The 14,829-nt window shown below is 73.2% G+C and carries 11 protein-coding genes; 4 read left to right on the top strand and 7 right to left on the bottom strand.

Annotation, left to right across the window (positions count from 1 at the left end; all coding sequences use genetic code 11):
- The first annotated feature begins 75 nt into the window (after positions 1 to 75).
- Together IE287_RS27695 and IE287_RS27690 are read left to right on the top strand one after the other, a co-directional pair.
- A complete protein-coding gene (locus IE287_RS27695) occupies positions 76 to 618 on the top strand; it encodes an RNA 2'-phosphotransferase (RefSeq protein ID WP_189851934.1) in 543 nt (180 codons plus the stop codon).
- 251 nt (positions 619 to 869) lie between these two features.
- Positions 870 to 1,322, top strand: a complete 453-nt coding sequence (locus tag IE287_RS27690) for a hypothetical protein (RefSeq protein WP_189851933.1) — start codon at positions 870 to 872, stop codon at positions 1,320 to 1,322.
- Positions 1,323 to 1,346: 24 nt separating this feature from the next.
- On the opposite strand, the gene IE287_RS27685 is transcribed toward IE287_RS27690, so the two are convergent.
- Positions 1,347 to 2,660: a hypothetical protein gene (locus IE287_RS27685; protein ID WP_189851932.1), complete on the bottom strand. Its 1,314-nt coding sequence runs from the start codon at positions 2,658 to 2,660 to the stop codon at positions 1,347 to 1,349.
- A 176-nt stretch (positions 2,661 to 2,836) separates the two neighbouring features.
- Positions 2,837 to 3,739 carry an LLM class flavin-dependent oxidoreductase gene (locus IE287_RS27680; RefSeq protein WP_189851931.1) on the bottom strand — a complete coding sequence of 301 codons (903 nt, stop codon included), beginning with the start codon at positions 3,737 to 3,739 and terminating at the stop codon, positions 2,837 to 2,839.
- A 333-nt stretch (positions 3,740 to 4,072) separates the two neighbouring features.
- Here IE287_RS27680 and IE287_RS27675 point away from each other — a divergent pair, with 333 nt between their 5' ends.
- Entirely contained in the window at positions 4,073 to 4,948 is an 876-nt protein-coding gene (locus IE287_RS27675; RefSeq protein ID WP_189851930.1) for a Cof-type HAD-IIB family hydrolase, read from the top strand.
- Positions 4,949 to 5,143: 195 nt separating this feature from the next.
- Here the strand turns inward: IE287_RS27675 and IE287_RS27670 are convergent, their stop codons facing one another.
- The 4 genes from IE287_RS27670 to IE287_RS27655 all read right to left on the bottom strand — a co-directional run bounded on the left by IE287_RS27670 (position 5,144) and on the right by IE287_RS27655 (position 13,035).
- Positions 5,144 to 6,859, bottom strand: coding sequence for a sensor histidine kinase (locus tag IE287_RS27670; RefSeq protein WP_189851929.1), 1,716 nt, complete (start codon positions 6,857 to 6,859; stop codon positions 5,144 to 5,146).
- Between the two features lie 20 nt (positions 6,860 to 6,879).
- Complete coding sequence (gene cydD, locus IE287_RS27665) at positions 6,880 to 10,419, bottom strand: thiol reductant ABC exporter subunit CydD (RefSeq protein ID WP_189851928.1); 3,540 nt, start codon at positions 10,417 to 10,419, stop codon at positions 6,880 to 6,882.
- 78 nt (positions 10,420 to 10,497) lie between these two features.
- Positions 10,498 to 11,499 carry a cytochrome d ubiquinol oxidase subunit II gene (cydB, locus tag IE287_RS27660; protein ID WP_189851927.1) on the bottom strand — a complete coding sequence of 334 codons (1,002 nt, stop codon included), beginning with the start codon at positions 11,497 to 11,499 and terminating at the stop codon, positions 10,498 to 10,500.
- Between the two features lie 18 nt (positions 11,500 to 11,517).
- Complete coding sequence (locus IE287_RS27655) at positions 11,518 to 13,035, bottom strand: cytochrome ubiquinol oxidase subunit I (RefSeq protein WP_189851926.1); 1,518 nt, start codon at positions 13,033 to 13,035, stop codon at positions 11,518 to 11,520.
- A gap of 203 nt (positions 13,036 to 13,238) precedes the next feature.
- On the opposite strand from IE287_RS27655, the gene IE287_RS27650 reads away from it, so the two are divergent.
- Positions 13,239 to 13,613 carry a cyclophilin-like fold protein gene (locus IE287_RS27650; RefSeq protein ID WP_189851925.1) on the top strand — a complete coding sequence of 125 codons (375 nt, stop codon included), beginning with the start codon at positions 13,239 to 13,241 and terminating at the stop codon, positions 13,611 to 13,613.
- Positions 13,614 to 13,617: 4 nt separating this feature from the next.
- Here IE287_RS27650 and hisC read toward each other — a convergent pair whose 3' ends face one another.
- Positions 13,618 to 14,715: a histidinol-phosphate transaminase gene (gene hisC, locus IE287_RS27645; protein WP_189851924.1), complete on the bottom strand. Its 1,098-nt coding sequence runs from the start codon at positions 14,713 to 14,715 to the stop codon at positions 13,618 to 13,620.
- Between the last annotated feature and the right edge of the window lie 114 nt (positions 14,716 to 14,829).

Here is a 14,829-nt window from a genome sequence, read left to right as displayed (position 1 = left end):
GTTGTCCACAGAATCGTCAACTGAGCTGTGGATAAGCCACCTTGGTTGTGGATCAAACCTGGACGGGGATGAAGGATGGACGAACGCCGCACCGTGAAGGTGTCGAAGTACCTCTCGAAGCACCTGCGACACCAGCCCGAGCGGATCGGGCTGGTCCTCGACGCGCACGGCTGGACCGGGATCGACGAGCTGCTCGCCGCGGCCGCCGCCCACCACTTCCCGATCAGCCGGGCCGAGCTGGACCACGTCGTCGCCACCAACGACAAGAAGCGGTTCGCCGTCGACGGCGACCGGATCCGGGCCAGCCAGGGGCACACCGTCGGCGTCGACCTCGACCTGCCGCCCGCCGAACCGCCCTCGTACCTCTACCACGGTACGGTCGCCGACCGGCTCCCCTCGATCCGGGCGGAGGGACTGCGGCCCATGGCCCGCCACGACGTGCACCTCTCCCCCGACCGCGAGACGGCCACCCGGGTCGGGGCACGGCGGGGCCGGCCGGTGGTGCTCGGCGTGGACGCCGGCGCGATGCACCGGGCGGGGCACGAGTTTCGGGTCAGCGCCAACGGGGTCTGGCTGACGTCGGCGGTCCCGGCCGCGTTCATCCGCTTTCCCGGCTGAGCGGCTGAGCGGCTGCCCGGTCGGGCGGCTGCCCGGTCGGGCGGATCGGCAGCCGGGCGGATCGGCAGCCGGGCGGATGGGTGGCCGGGCGGATGAGTGGCCGGGTGGATGGGTGGCGGCTTCGGCCGTCCCTGGCGTTCCGGCCGCTTCCGGTGCTCGGGCGCTTGCAGCGCATCGGCGCTTCCGGTGCTCCGGTGCTCCGGTGCTCCGGCGCTTCCGGCGCATCGGTGCGGCTGAGGCATGATCGGGGCATGGTCCACCCGCAGCTTCCCAGCACCCAGGCCGCCGTCAACGCCGTCCGTGTCCTCGCCCAGGAGTTCCACCTGGAGATGACGGTCACCGACGACATCGGCGCGGACCAGACCTCGCGCCGTACCTCCGCCGACGCCTTCACCGTCCTCGACGAGGACGGTGCGCTGCCGCACGAGGCCTTCGTCGAACTCGGCGGCTCCCCCTCCGTCTCCGTGCAGCTCTACCCCGAGGACGACGCCAGGATCATCGTGGACGGCGTCGAGTTCGCCGATGTGCCGAGGGACGCCGTCCCCGGCTTCGTCCGGGCGGTCCACACCGGTCTGGCGCACGTGAAGGGACGCTTCTTCCCGCCCGGCCAGTGGCTGATCGTGCCCGTGCCCGGCGGCGAGACGTACAAGGAGCTCGTTCCGATGATGGGGCTCACCCCGTGGATGAGCCGCCAGGTCCGCTGACGCGATGCCGGGGAGCCGACCGGTTCAGCGGACCGAGGCGGTGGCCAGGGCGACGACCGTCCGGGGGCTTCCGTCCCCGGCGGGCAGGACGAAGGCCAGCTCCGCACCCCCGTAGGGGACACCGAGCAGCACGGCCTCGCGGAGACTGACGAGGGTGAAGGAGTCGTCCCCGTCGCCGTCGTCCCCGTCGTCCCCGTCCCCGTAACCGTCCGGGTCTTCCTGGTGCTCTCCTCCCTTCCGGGCGTCCTCCCGTTCGCGTACGGCCTGCTCCGGAATGCCGGGGCCGTACGGCGAGACCACCCCCGTCCAGGTGAGGACGGACAGGGGCGCGCCGAGGTCGGTGGCGTCGACGGGGTGCAGCCCCGTCCGGCCCTCGCCGTCGGTCGCCACCCACACCCGCGCCGCCGGAAGCCCTCCCGGGCGGCGGGCCAGGCAGCCGCGGCGGACGCGGAGTCCCGTGCCCGCCAGGGAGAGGCCGGTCAGACCGGCGACCAGGGCGAGGAGCTGCTCGCCGATCGCGTCGTACGGCTCGGCCGCCAGCCTCCGCCACGAACCGTCCTCCAGCACCGTGACGGTGGTGCCGAGCCGCTGGTCCTCGGGGAAGACGGAGCCGACGACGAGCGGGCGCCCGTCGTGGGCGCGCAGCCGCACTGCCGTGTCCGTGCGGCCCGTGACCTCGGCCTCGGTGCGCGAGGCCCGTGCGGCCCGGTCCTCGTCCGCCCGCACCTCGCGCAGGCCCAGGAGGATCGCGACGACGGCCACGGCGCACAGGGCGAGCCCGGCGGCGATGCGGCCGGTGCCCCGCTTCGGCAGGCCGGTGAGGTCGAGGGGGCGGGTGACCGGGCCGTGGGTCCGCTCGAAGAGCCGGCGCTGCCGGCGGGCCGCGGTCAGCCGGGCGCCGGCGGCGGCCCAGCCGAGGCCGAGCGCGGCGAGCACCGCCAGGTTCGCCGCTCCGGACGCCGTTCCCGGGGCGGGGAACTGCTCGACCGCCACCAGGGCGGCGAGCCCCGGCGCGGCGACGAGGGTGACCCCGGGAAGCCGGGCGCTCCAGTGCAGCAGGCCGACGGCCAGCCCCGTCTGCACCATGCCGGTCCAGTCGGGGCCGCAGGGAGTGGTGTCGCCGCACGGGACCGTCGGCTCCGTGGCGACCGCCGCGACCAGTGCCGCCGACAGCGCGAGGACGGACCAGAGCGGCCGCGCCCACCGGCCCGGCCGCGCCGCCGACCAGGCCGCCGTGTCGGTGTGCCCCCAGACCGGCACGCCGTCGACGACGGGGACCGGTGGCAGGGGCGTCGGTCCGGGGGGAGCGGCCGGGGAGAGACGCGAACGCGGGAGCATGGCAGGAGTATGCCCATGCCCGGGCCCCCTGCCCGACACGAGCACCGGGCCCCCTGCCCGACACGGGCACTGGGCCCCTGGGCGACACGAGCGCCGGGCCCCTGGGCGACACGCGACCGGCCCACCGCGCGAACCGGCGACCTGTGCCCTACCCGGTCGGATGTTCGGTCCGGTGGTCAGCCGAGGCGGTCGAGGGCCTCCGTCGCGATGGACTCGAAGACGGCCTGATCGGCGGCGAAGACCGAGTCCCGGATCGGCCAGTGGATCACGATCTCGGTGAAGCCCAGGTCGCGGTGGGTCCCGGCGAAGTCCACGAAGCCCTCCAGGGAGTCGAGCACCGCGTTCTTCTCCGGGGTGAAGCTGGTGAGCAGGACCTTGTCGAGCTCCGCCACGTCCCGGCCGATCTCCGCGCAGGCCTTGCCGAGCCGCTCGACCTGGCCGCGCAGGGCCTCCACGGACTGGGCCGCCGTGCCCGCCTCGTACAGCTTGGGGTCGCCGGTCGTCACCCACGCCTGCCCGTGGCGGGCGGCGAGCCGCATGCCGCGCGGACCGGTCGCGGCGACCGCGAAGGGCAGCCGGGGCCGCTGCACGCAGCCGGGGATGTTGCGGGCCTCGTCGGCCGAGTAGAACGCGCCGCTCTCCGTCACCGCGTCCTCGGTGAGCAGCCGGTCGAGCAGCGGCACGAACTCGGCGAAGCGGTCGGCCCGCTCCTTCGGGGTCCAGGCCTCCTGGCCGAGCGCGGTGGCGTCGAAGCCGTTGCCGCCGGCGCCGATGCCGAGGGTGACCCGGCCGCCGGAGACGTCGTCGAGCGAGATCAGTTCCTTGGCCAGCGTCACCGGGTGCCGGAAGTTGGGCGAGGTGACGAGCGTGCCCAGGCGGAGGCGGTCGGTGACCGCCGCGGCGGCGGTGAGGGTCGGCAGGGCGCCGAACCACGGGCCGTCCCGGAAGGTGCGCCAGGACAGGTGGTCGTAGGTGTACGCGGTGTGGAAGCCGAGTTCCTCGGCCCGCTGCCACGTGGCGCGGCCGCCCTCGTGCCAGCGGTCGACAGGCAGGATCACGGTGCTCAGGCGCAGACTCATGCCCCGAGCGTACGTCGGGCGCGGGCGCTCCTCAGGCCCACGGGCCGTCACGGCCACCGGCACCGCCCCCTCCCGGGTACCGCCCCGCCCCGCTGCTCCCCCTCGCCCTCACCCTCGGCCGCCCCGCTCCTCCCCGCCCCCTCGCCCTCGGCCGCCCCTTATCCTCCCCGCCCCCTCGTCCCCGGCCAACCCCGCTCCTCCTCGACCCGCCCCATCCCCCCTTCGCGCCCCTCATCCGCACCCCGTCACACGCCCCTCCCTGCGGCCCCGCAAGCCCCACTCAAATGTGCAGTGACCCGCACGCACGTGCGCCCGGTGGGGCACCATGGTGGGGTGACCTCTCCTCGGCCCTCCTCCCGACCCGCCGTCCGGCTCATCGCCACCGACCTCGACGGCACCCTCCTGCGCGACGACAAGTCCGTCTCCGAGCGCACCGTCGCCGCCCTCGCCGCGGCCGAGCGGGCGGGGATCGAGGTCTTCTTCGTCACCGGCCGTCCGGCCCGCTGGATGGACGTGGTCAGTGCCCACGTCCACGGCCACGGCCTCGCGATCTGCGCCAACGGCGCCGCCGTCGTCGACCTGCACCAGGGCGGCACCTTCCTGGAGGTCCGTCCGCTGGCCCGGCCCGCAGCCCTCGACGTCGTGGCGGCCCTGCGGGCCGCCGCCCCCGGCACCAGCTTCGCCGTCGAGCTGACCACCGGCATCCACTACGAGCCGGACTACCCGCCCTTCTTCCTCGACCCCGGCGCCACCGTCGCCACGGCCGAGAAGCTGCTGTACGAGGAGGCGCCGGGCGCCGCCGCCCCGGTGCTGAAGCTGCTCGCCCAGCACCCGGAGCTCGACCCCGACGCCTTCCTCGCGACGGCCCGGGGGGCAGCCGGACACCTGGCCTCCTTCACCCGCTCCAGCCCGACCGCGCTCATCGAGATCAGCGCCCTCGGCGTCTCCAAGGCATCGACGCTCGCCCTCTGCTGCGAGCGGCGCGGGATCACGGCGGACGAGGTGGCGGCCTTCGGCGACATGCCGAACGACATCGAGATGCTGAGCTGGGCCGGCCGCTCGTACGCGATGGGCAACGCCCATCCCGACGTGATCGCCGCCGCCTCGGGCAGCACCGTCGGCAACAACGAGGACGGCGTCGCCGTCGTCATCGAGCGGCTCGTCGCCGAAGCCCTCGCGGAACGCCCCTCCGCGGCGGACCCCCGCTAGCCCCACGCCCCGTCACGGGCCGGCTCTCGTCACGGGCCGGGACCCGTCACGGACCTACGGGATCCGGGGCACGACGAAAGCCGAACCCCGGCACCCTCACCCCTGCCTCGGTCCCGGGCCCCGGACGGGCCCCTGCCCCGGTCCCGTGGCCGGCTCCGTCCCCCGCTCCTGCTCCTGCTCCTGCTTCAACACCGTCTAGAGCGGTGCCTCCCACACCACCGACGTGCCGCCGCCGTCCTCGGCGAGTCCCGGGCCGCACCAGCTCGCGCCGCCGAGGGACTCGGCACGGCGGGCGAGGTTGCGCAGTCCGCTGCGCCGGCCGCCCTCCGGCATGCCGACGCCGTCGTCCGCGACCGTGAGCCGCACCCCCGGCGACCCGTCCGGCAGGGTCACGGTCGCGTCGACGACGACCTCGATCCGGCTCGCCCCGGCATGCCGGAAGGCGTTCGAGAGCGCCTCGCGGAGCGCGGCGATGAGGTTCTTGCCGGTCAGTTCGCCGACCGTGGCGTCGATCGCGCCGAGGAAGCGGTGGGCGGGCTTGAAGCCGAGCGGCACCGCCGCCATGTTGATCTCCCGCAGCACCCGGGTGCGCAGCCCCGACGGGGCCTCCGCCGGGCCCTGCTGGAGCGCGAAGATCGCTGTGCGGATCTCCTGGATGGTCACGTCCAGTTCGTCGACCGCCTTGCCGACGCCCTCCTGGACGGCCGGCACGATCGCCTTCCGCTGGGCGCTCTCCAGCATCATCCCGGTGGCGAAGAGCCGCTGGATGACGAGGTCGTGCAGGTCGCGGGCGATCCGGTCGCGGTCCTCGAAGACCGCGAGCCGCTCCCGGTCGCGCTGTGCCTCGGCCATCATCAGCGCGAGCGCCGCCTGCGAGGCGAACTGGGTGGCGAGGGTCCGCTCCGCCTCGGAGAACGGGCGGGCGCCCCGGGTGCGGGGCATGGCGAGCGCCCCCAGGACCCGCCCGCCGCTCTGCAGCGGCAGCAGCATGCTCGGCCCGTAGGCCGAGGTCAGCCGGCTGATCATGCGGGGATCGGTGGAGGCGTCCTGGACGAAGACCGCCTCCCCGTCCAGGAGCAGCTCCACGACCCGGCTCTCCGGCGGGATCACCACGCCGAGGGACTTGTGGGGCCGGGGCGAGGAGACCGCGACGATCTCCAGGCCGCCCTCCTCGGCCGGCAGCAGCACGATGCCGGCGTCCGCGTCGGCGAGCCGCCGGGCCTGCTCGGCGACGACGGCGAGGGCGTCGTCGGCGTCGCCGCCGGAGAGCAGCGCGGTGGTGACGGCGACCGAACCGTCGATCCACCGCTCGCGCTGGCGGGCGGCCTCGTAGAGCCGGGCGTTGCCGATGGCGATGCCGGCCTCGGTGGCGAGGACCCGGACCATGTGTTCGTCGTAGTCGTTGAACTCCTCGCCGTCCCGCTTCTCCGCGAGGTAGAGGTTGCCGAAGATCTCGCCCTGGACCCGGATGGGGACGCCGAGGAAGGTCTTCATGACCGGGTGTCCGGCCGGGAAACCGGCCGAGCGCGGGTCGGCGGAGAGGTCGGCGAGCCGGATCGTGCGCGGATCGCGGATGAGCGCGCCGAGCAGCCCGGCGTGCCCGTCGGGGCGGCGCCCGATGCGCCGGGCCACGTCGTCGCCGACGCCGTGGGTGACGAAGTCGGAGAGTCCCTTGCCCTCCTCGTCGACGACCCCGATGGCCGCGTAGCGGGCGCCGGCCAGCTCCGCGGCCGTCTCGCAGATCCGGTCCAGGGTGGTGTGGAGTTCGAGCCCGGTGCCCACCGACCGCATCGCCTCGAGGAGCTGCGGCACGCGGGCCGTCAGCTCCGTGGAGAGCCCCTGGAGGCTGCGGGTGGCCTCGGTGGCGGCGACCAGGGGGTCCGGAGAGTCGGGCGTGGCGGCGGCGGTCATGCCCCGAAGCCTAGTTAGTCCTATTTGGAGAGAAAAGTCGGACGGCCGGTGACGGGGGTCGTGGCGCCTTCGAGGAGGAGGTCGGTCGCCTTCTCCTGGTCCAGCATCCGCCGCAGCGGACCCTCCTCGGCGGCGAGCTCGGCGTACGGCCCGCGCTGCACCGTCCGTCCGCCGTCCAGCACCACCACCTCGTCGACCGCGTCGAGCCCGTGCAGCCGGTGGGTGATGAGGACGGTGGTACGCCCTTCGGTGGCGCGCAGCAGGTCGTCGGTGAGCGCGTCGGCGGTGGACAGGTCCAGGTGCTCGGCCGGCTCGTCGAGGACGAGGACCGGGAAGTCGGCGAGGAGGGCGCGGGCGAGCGCGAGCCGCTGCCGCTGTCCGCCGGAGAGCTTCGAACCGTGCTCGCCCACGAGGGTGTCGAGCCCCTCGGGCAGACCGTCCACCCAGTCGAGGAGCCGGGCCCGGCGCAGCGCCTCCCGCAGCTGCTCGTCGCTCGCGTCCGTCCGGGCCAGCCGCAGGTTCTCCCGCACGGAGCTGTCGAAGAGGTGCGCGTCCTGGGCGCACAGCCCGACGAGGCGGCGCACCGCGTCGCCGTCGAGCTCCCGGGCGGGCACCCCGCCGATCCGGTACGTGCCGGACTCCGCGTCCAGGAACCGCAGGAGCACCTGGGCGAGGGTCGTCTTGCCGGAGCCCGAGGCGCCGACGACGGCCACCCGCCGGCCGGCCTCCAGGGTGAGCGCGAAGCCGTCGAGCGCGGGCCGGTCCTGTCCCGGGTGCCGGGCCGTGAGTCCCGCCAGCTCCAGCGGGAACGCACCGGCCGGGGGAGCGGCGGGCACCGCCGGCTCGTGGACGGGGAGGGGCGCGTCCAGCACCTCGAAGACCCGCTCGGCGCTGTGCTTGACCCGCTGGCGGTACTGGACGGCCAGCGGCAGCCCGGTCACGGCCTCGAAGGCGGCCAGCGGGGTGAGGACGACGACCGCGAGGGCGACCCCGTCGAGCCGCCCGTCGCGGACGGCCTGCACGCCGACGAAGGCGGCCGCCACCACCGTCAGGCCGCACACCACGGCCGAGAGCCCGGCGCCGAGCGCGGCCGCGGCGGACTGCCGGGAGGCGATGCCGGTGAGGGTCCGGTCGGCGGCCCGCGCCCGGTCGAGCCGGTCCCGCAGCGCCCCGGCCACGGTCAGCTCGGCGCAGCCGCGCAGCGGATCGGCCACGGCGGTCGCGAGCGCCCCGCGCGCCGGGGCGAGCCGCCGCTCGGCCCGGCGGGCCAGCGCGGCGCCCAGCGGCGGTACGAGCACGCCCGCCACCAGGAGGCCCACCGCGAGCACGGCGCCCGCCTCGGGCAGCAGCCAGGCGGTGAAGCCGACCGAGCCGAGCCCGACGAGCAGCGCGGCACCGGCCGGGAGCAGCCAGCGCAGCCAGTAGTCCTGGAGGGCGTCGACGTCGTGGACGAGCCGGGCGAGCAGGTCTCCGCGCCGGGTGCGGCGCAGTCCGGCGGGGGCGATCCGCTCCAGCCGGGCGTAGACGGAGACCCGGAGTTCGGCGAGCATCCGCAGCACGGCGTCGTGCGAGACCAGCCGCTCGGCGTACCGGAAGACGGCCCGCCCGATGCCGAAGGCCCGGGTGGCGGTCACGGCGACCATCAGGTGCAGCACGGGCGGCTGCTCCGAGGCCCGCGAGATGAGCCATCCGGAGACGGCCATGAGTCCCACCGCGGAGCCGAGCGCCAGGCTCCCGAGCAGCAGCGCGAGCCCCATCCGGCCCGTGAGCTCCCCTGCCGTGGACCGCACCCGGGCGAGCACGCCGTGCCCGGGCGCGGGTACGGGCTCCGCGGCGGACGGCGCCGCGTCCGGGGCGGGCACCGGCGCGACTCCGGCCGGGGTCCGGTCGACGGCCACCGTGCCGGCGGACTCCGCCGGCACGGCCGGGGACCCGATCGTGACCACCCGGTCGGCCACGGCGAGCAGCGCCGGGCGGTGCACGACCAGCAGCACCGTCCGCCCGGCGGAGAGCCGCCGCACCGCGTCGACGACGGCCGCCTCGGTCTCCCCGTCCAGCGCCGCCGTCGGCTCGTCGAGCAGCAGCAGCGGCCGGTCGGCGAGGAAGGCCCGCGCCAGCGCGAGCCGCTGCCGCTGGCCCGCCGACAGACCGGCCCCGTCCTCACCGAGCACGGTCCGCGCCGCTTCGGGCAGCCCGGCCACGAAGGAGTCCGCCCCGGCGTCCCGCAGCGCCTCCCCCACCTCCTCGTCGCTCGCCTCCGGCCGGGCGAGCCGCACGTTCTCGGCGATCGTCCCGGCGAAGAGGTACGGCCGCTGGGGCACCCACGCGATCCGCTCGCGCCAGGCCTCCGGGTCCAGCTCCGCCAGGTCCACGCCCCCGACCCGTACGGTTCCGCCCTCCTCCGGCTCCGTGAAGCCGAGGACGACGTCGAGCAGAGTCGACTTGCCGGCACCGCTCGGCCCGACGAGCGCCACCGTCTCCCCCGGCTCGACGGTGAGGCTCGCCGAGTCCAGCGAGGGCTCCGCGCGCCCCGGGTGGCGGACCGTCACCCGGTCCAGCTCCAGTCGCGTCCCGGCCGGGACGGGCCGGGTGCCGCCGCCGCGGACCGGGGTCTCCAGGACCTCGAAGATCTCCTCGGCCGCCGCGAGCCCCTCGGCCGCCGCGTGGAACTGCGCGCCGACCTGGCGGAGCGGCAGGTACGCCTCGGGGGCGAGGACGAGGATGACGAGTCCGGTGTACAGGTCGAGGGTGCCGTGGACGAGCCGCATGCCGATGGTGACGGCGACGAGCGCCACCGAGAGCGTGGAGAGCAGCTCCAGGGCGAAGGAGGAGAGGAAGGCGATCCGCAGGGTCCGCATGGTCGCCCGCCGGTAGTCGGCGGTGATGGAGCGGATCGAGGCGGCCTGGGCCTTGGCCCGGCCGAAGACCTTGAGGGTGGGCAGCCCGGCGACGACGTCGAGGAAGTGGCCGGAGAGCCGGGAGAGCAGCTTCCACTGCCGGTCCATCCGGGCCTGGGTGTACCAGCCGATCAGGATCATGAAGACCGGGATGAGCGGCAGGGTGACGACGATGATCGCGGCCGAGACCCAGTCCTCGGTGACGATCCGCGCGAGGACCGCGAGGGGGACGACGACGGCGAGGCCGAGCTGGGGCAGGTAGCGGGCGAAGTAGTCGTCGAGCGCGTCCACGCCCCGGGTGGCGAGCGCGATGAGCGAGCCGGTGCGCTGTCCGCCGAGCCAGCCCGGCCCGAGGGCGGTGGCACGTTCGAGCAGCCGGCCGCGGAGTTCGGACTTCACCGCGGCGCTCGCCCGGTGGGCGGCGAGTTCGGTGAGCCAGGAGACGAGTCCCCGCGCCACCGCGACCCCGGCGAGCAGCAGCAGGGGAGTGGTCAGGTCGGAGACCGACAGACCCTTCTGGAAGGCCCCCACCACGACCTCGGCGATGAGCATCGCCTGGGCGATGACCAGAGCCGCCCCGACCAGGCCGAGCACGACGACCGCGACGAGGAAGACGCGGGTCGCCCGGGCGTACCGGAGCAGACGCGGGTCGATCGGTTTCACGTGAAACATGCCTCTCTGGGGGAGCGCCCGGGCCCTCTCGGGCCCGGGCGACGGCACTGGCGGGTGCCGACGGTCGCCCTAGTGGGCGTCGGCGATGTGCTGGGTGCCGATGCGCTTGCGGAACACCCAGTAGGTCCAGCCCTGGTAGAGCAGGACGAGGGGAGTGGCGATGGCCGCGCACCACGTCATGATCTTGAGCGTGTACGGGCTCGACGACGCGTTGGTCACCGTCAGGCTCCACGCGGGGTCGAGCGAGGACGGCATGACGTCCGGGAAGAGCGCGAGGAACAGCATGGCGACCGCGGCGGCGATCGTCACTCCCGAGAGGGCGAACGACCAGCCCTCGCGCCCCGCCTTGATCGCGCCGATCGCGCCGACCAGGGAGACGGCCGCGATCAGCATCGCGGCGAGGCTCCAGGCGTCCCCCGTGTCGGCCTGGGTCCAGATCAGGAAGGCGAGCGCGAGCACCGCCGTGACCAGGCCCAGCTTGACCGCGAGCGTCCGGGCCCGGACCCGGATGTCACCGACCGTCTTCAGCGCCACGAAGACCGTGCCGTGGAAGGTGAAGAGGGTGAGCGTGACCAGCCCGCCGAGGAGCGCGTACGGATTGAGCAGGTCCCAGAAGGTGCCGACGTACTCCATGTTCCGGTCGATCTCCACGCCCCGGACGATGTTGCCGAAGGCCACGCCCCAGAGGATCGCGGGGATCAGGGAGGTCCAGAAGATCGCCTGCTCCCAGTTGCGCTGCCAGTTCTCCTCGGGCCGCTTCGCCCGGTACTCGAAGGCGACACCGCGGACGATGAGGCAGACCAGGATGATCAGCAGCGGCAGGTAGAAGCCGGAGAACAGGGTCGCGTACCACTCGGGGAAGGCGGCGAAGGTCGCGCCGCCCGCGGTCAGCAGCCACACCTCGTTGCCGTCCCAGACGGGTCCGATGGTGTTGATGAGGACCCGCTTCTCGGGCCGGTTCCGGGCGAGCAGCTTGGTGAGGATGCCGACCCCGAAGTCGAATCCCTCCAGGAAGAAGTAGCCGGTCCAGAGGACGGCGATGAGTACGAACCAGACGTCGTGGAGTTCCATGCCTCGATCTCCTGAGCCTCAGTACGAGAAGGCCATGGGCCGGTCGGGGTCACGGGTGTCCCCGCCGATCTTGGTGGGCGGGTTGAGGTCGCTCTCGGTGAGCTCCGGCGGGCCGGCCTTCACGTACTTCACGAGCAGCTTGACCTCGACGACGGCGAGGATCGCGTACAGCGTGGTGAAGACGATCATCGAGGTGAGCACCTCGCCCTGCGAGACGCCCGGGGAGACGGCGGAACTGGTCCGCATCACGCCGTAGACGACCCAGGGCTGGCGGCCCATCTCGGTGAAGATCCAGCCCCACGAGTTGGCGATCAGCGGGAAGGCCATGGTCCAGAGGGCCACGATCCAGTACCACTTGCCGATCTTCGGGCTGAGCGCCTTGTTCTTGAAGAGGACGAGGTTCGGCACCTCGTCCTCACCGGTCCGCAGGCCGGGGGCGATCAGGAACTTCTTGCGGGTCAGCCAGAGCCCGATGACACCGAGGGTGAGCGAGGCCATGCCGAAGCCGATCATCCAGCGGAAGCCCCAGTAGGCGACCGGGATGTTGGGCCGGTAGTCGCCGGGCCCGTACTTCTCCTGCTCGGCCTTGTTGACGTCGTTGATGCCGGGGACGTACGAGTCGAAGTCGCCGTTGGCGAGGTAGGACAGTATTCCGGGGATCTCGATGGCGACCTTGTTGTGGCCCTTGTCGACGTCGCCGACGGCGAAGATCGAGAAGGGGGCCGGCGCCTCGCCGTCCCACAGCGCCTCGGCGGCGGCCATCTTCATCGGCTGCTGCTTGAACATGACCTTGCCGAGCATGTCACCGCTGATGGCGGTGCCGAGGCCGGCGATGATCAGGGTGATCAGGCCGAGCCGCAGCGAGGTCCGCATCACCGGGACGTGCCGCTTGCGGGCCAGGTGGAAGGCGGAGATGCCGACCATGAAGGCGCCGCCGACGAGGAAGGCGGCCGTCATGGTGTGGAAGAACTGCGTGACGGCGGTGTTCTGCGTGAGCACCGCCCAGAAGTCGGTGAGCTCGGCGCGGGCGCCCTGGCCCCGGTCCTCGTTGATGCGGTAGCCGACCGGGTGCTGCATCCAGGAGTTGGCGGCCAGGATGAAGTACGCGGAGAGGATCGTGCCGATCGAGACCATCCAGATGCAGGCCAGGTGGATCTTCTTCGGCAGCTTGTCCCAGCCGAAGATCCACAGGCCGATGAAGGTGGACTCGAAGAAGAAGGCGATGAGCGCCTCGAAGGCGAGCGGCGCGCCGAAGATGTCACCGACGAAGCGGGAGTAGTCCGACCAGTTCATGCCGAACTGGAACTCCTGCACGATGCCGGTGACGACACCCATCGCGATGTTGATGAGGAAGAGCTTTCCCCAGAACTTCGTCGCCCTGAGGTACTTCTCGTTCTCGGTGCGGACCCAGGCGGTCTGGAGACCCGCGGTGAGTGCGGCGAGGGAGATCGTCAGCGGAACGAAGAGAAAGTGGTAGACGGTGGTGATGCCGAACTGCCAGCGCGCCAGAGTCTCGGGCGCCAAAGCAAGGTCCACGTCGTCTTCTCCTTACATCGCCGTGGTCACGTCGGCAGTTTGCCCCTTTAATCACTCCCTTTACGGGACGAACAGGGACACGCTTGTGAACGCGTTCACATTCACAAGCATTATGACTCATACGAAATCCGTACTGGAGGCCGGGGGGCTGTACCAAAGGTCACACCTTCCCAAGGCCTTCAACATATTGTTGAATCCGGGCCATGACCCTTCGGATACGCATCAGCTGGCCGGCCGGACACACCACGGCCACCCTCGACGAGACCCCCACGAGCACCGCGCTCCTGGGGGTCCTGCCGCTCACCTCCACCGCCCGCACCTGGGGCGAGGAGGTCTACTTCGACACTCCGGTCTCCGTCCCGCGCGAGGCCGGGGCGCGCCAGGTCGTCGACCCCGGCACGGTCGCCTTCTGGACCGACGGCGACGCCCTCGCCCTCCCCTACGGGCCGACCCCGATCTCGCGGGGCGAGGAATGCCGGCTGGCGAGCCCGTGCAACCTGCTGGGCTCGCTCGACGACGACCCGCGGATCCTGGCCACCGTCCGCGACGGCGACCCGATCCGCGTCGAATCCGCCTGAGCCGTCAGGCCCCCTGGCGGAAGCCCTCCGCCACCTTCAGGAACAGGTCGTTCGCCTCGGTCTCGCCGATCGTGACGCGCACGCCCTCCCCCGCGAACGGCCGCACCACCACGCCGTGCCGCTCGCACTCCGCCGCGAAGTCCACGGTCCGCTCGCCGAGCCGCAGCCAGACGAAGTTCGCCTGCGCGTCCGGCACGGTCCAGCCCTGGGCCACCAGCCCCGCGTGGACCCGCTCGCGCTCCGCCACCAGCGAGCCGACCCGCCCGAGCAGCTCGTCCTCGGCGCGCAGGGAGGCCACCGCCGCGTCCTGCGCGACCTGGCTCACACCGAACGGCACCGCCGTCTTGCGCAGCGCGGCCGCCACGGGCTCGTGGGCGATCGCGAAGCCGACCCGCAGCCCCGCCAGGCCGTACGCCTTGGAGAAGGTGCGCAGCACCGCCACGTTCGGCCGGTCGCGGTAGAGCTCGACGCCGTCCGGGATGTCGGCGTCGCGGACGAACTCCTTGTACGCCTCGTCGATCACCACCAGGACGTCGGAGGGGACCCGGTCGAGGAAGCGCTCCAGCTCGGCCCGGCGCACCGCGGTGCCCGTGGGGTTGTTGGGGTTGCAGACGAAGATCAGCCGGGTCCGCTCGGTGATCGCCCCGGCCATCGCGTCGAGGTCGTGCGTCTCGTCGGCGGTCAGCGGCACCTGCACCGAGGTGGCCCCGCTGATCTGGGTGATGATCGGGTACGCCTCGAAGGAGCGCCAGGCGTAGATCACCTCGTCGCCCGGGCCCGAGGTCGCCTGGAGCAGCGACTGGGCGACGCCGACCGAGCCGGTGCCGGTGGCGATGTGGGAGACCGGGACGCCGAAGCGGTCGGCCAGCTCCGCCGCGAGCTCGGTGCACGCCATGTCCGGGTACCGGTTGAAGTTCGCGGCGGCGGCCAGCGCGCTCTCCATGACCCCCGGCAGCGGGGGGTACGGGTTCTCGTTGGAGGACAGCTTGAAGGCGACCGGGCCGCCCGCCGCGGCCGGCTTGCCCGGCTTGTAGGTGGGCACGCCGTCCAGCTCGGCGCGCAGCTTCGGGGTGGACGCGCTCGTCCCGCTGGTCTCGCTCACAGTGTGGCCTCCTCGACCGTCCGTACCGCCAATGCTTCTCACTTTATGAGGATTCCCGGCCGCTGCGAATGGGCTGTGGACAACAGCCCTGCAACGCTGTGGAAAACCCGCCCG

It is taken from the genome of Streptomyces omiyaensis (assembly GCF_014650895.1).
Classification (GTDB): Bacteria; Actinomycetota; Actinomycetes; order Streptomycetales; family Streptomycetaceae; genus Streptomyces; species Streptomyces omiyaensis.
Note: the sequence above shows the minus strand (reverse complement) of the source record. Positions and strands in the feature narration are given on the sequence as shown.

Coding starts and splice junctions, on each gene's coding strand:
- IE287_RS27695 (WP_189851934.1), top strand. CDS start 76: ATGGACGAACGCCGCACCGTGAAGGTGTCGAAGTACCTCTCGAAGCAC.
- IE287_RS27690 (WP_189851933.1), top strand. CDS start 870: ATGGTCCACCCGCAGCTTCCCAGCACCCAGGCCGCCGTCAACGCCGTC.
- IE287_RS27685 (WP_189851932.1), bottom strand. CDS start 2,660: ATGCTCCCGCGTTCGCGTCTCTCCCCGGCCGCTCCCCCCGGACCGACG.
- IE287_RS27680 (WP_189851931.1), bottom strand. CDS start 3,739: ATGAGTCTGCGCCTGAGCACCGTGATCCTGCCTGTCGACCGCTGGCAC.
- IE287_RS27670 (WP_189851929.1), bottom strand. CDS start 6,859: ATGACCGCCGCCGCCACGCCCGACTCTCCGGACCCCCTGGTCGCCGCC.
- cydB (WP_189851927.1), bottom strand. CDS start 11,499: ATGGAACTCCACGACGTCTGGTTCGTACTCATCGCCGTCCTCTGGACC.
- IE287_RS27650 (WP_189851925.1), top strand. CDS start 13,239: ATGACCCTTCGGATACGCATCAGCTGGCCGGCCGGACACACCACGGCC.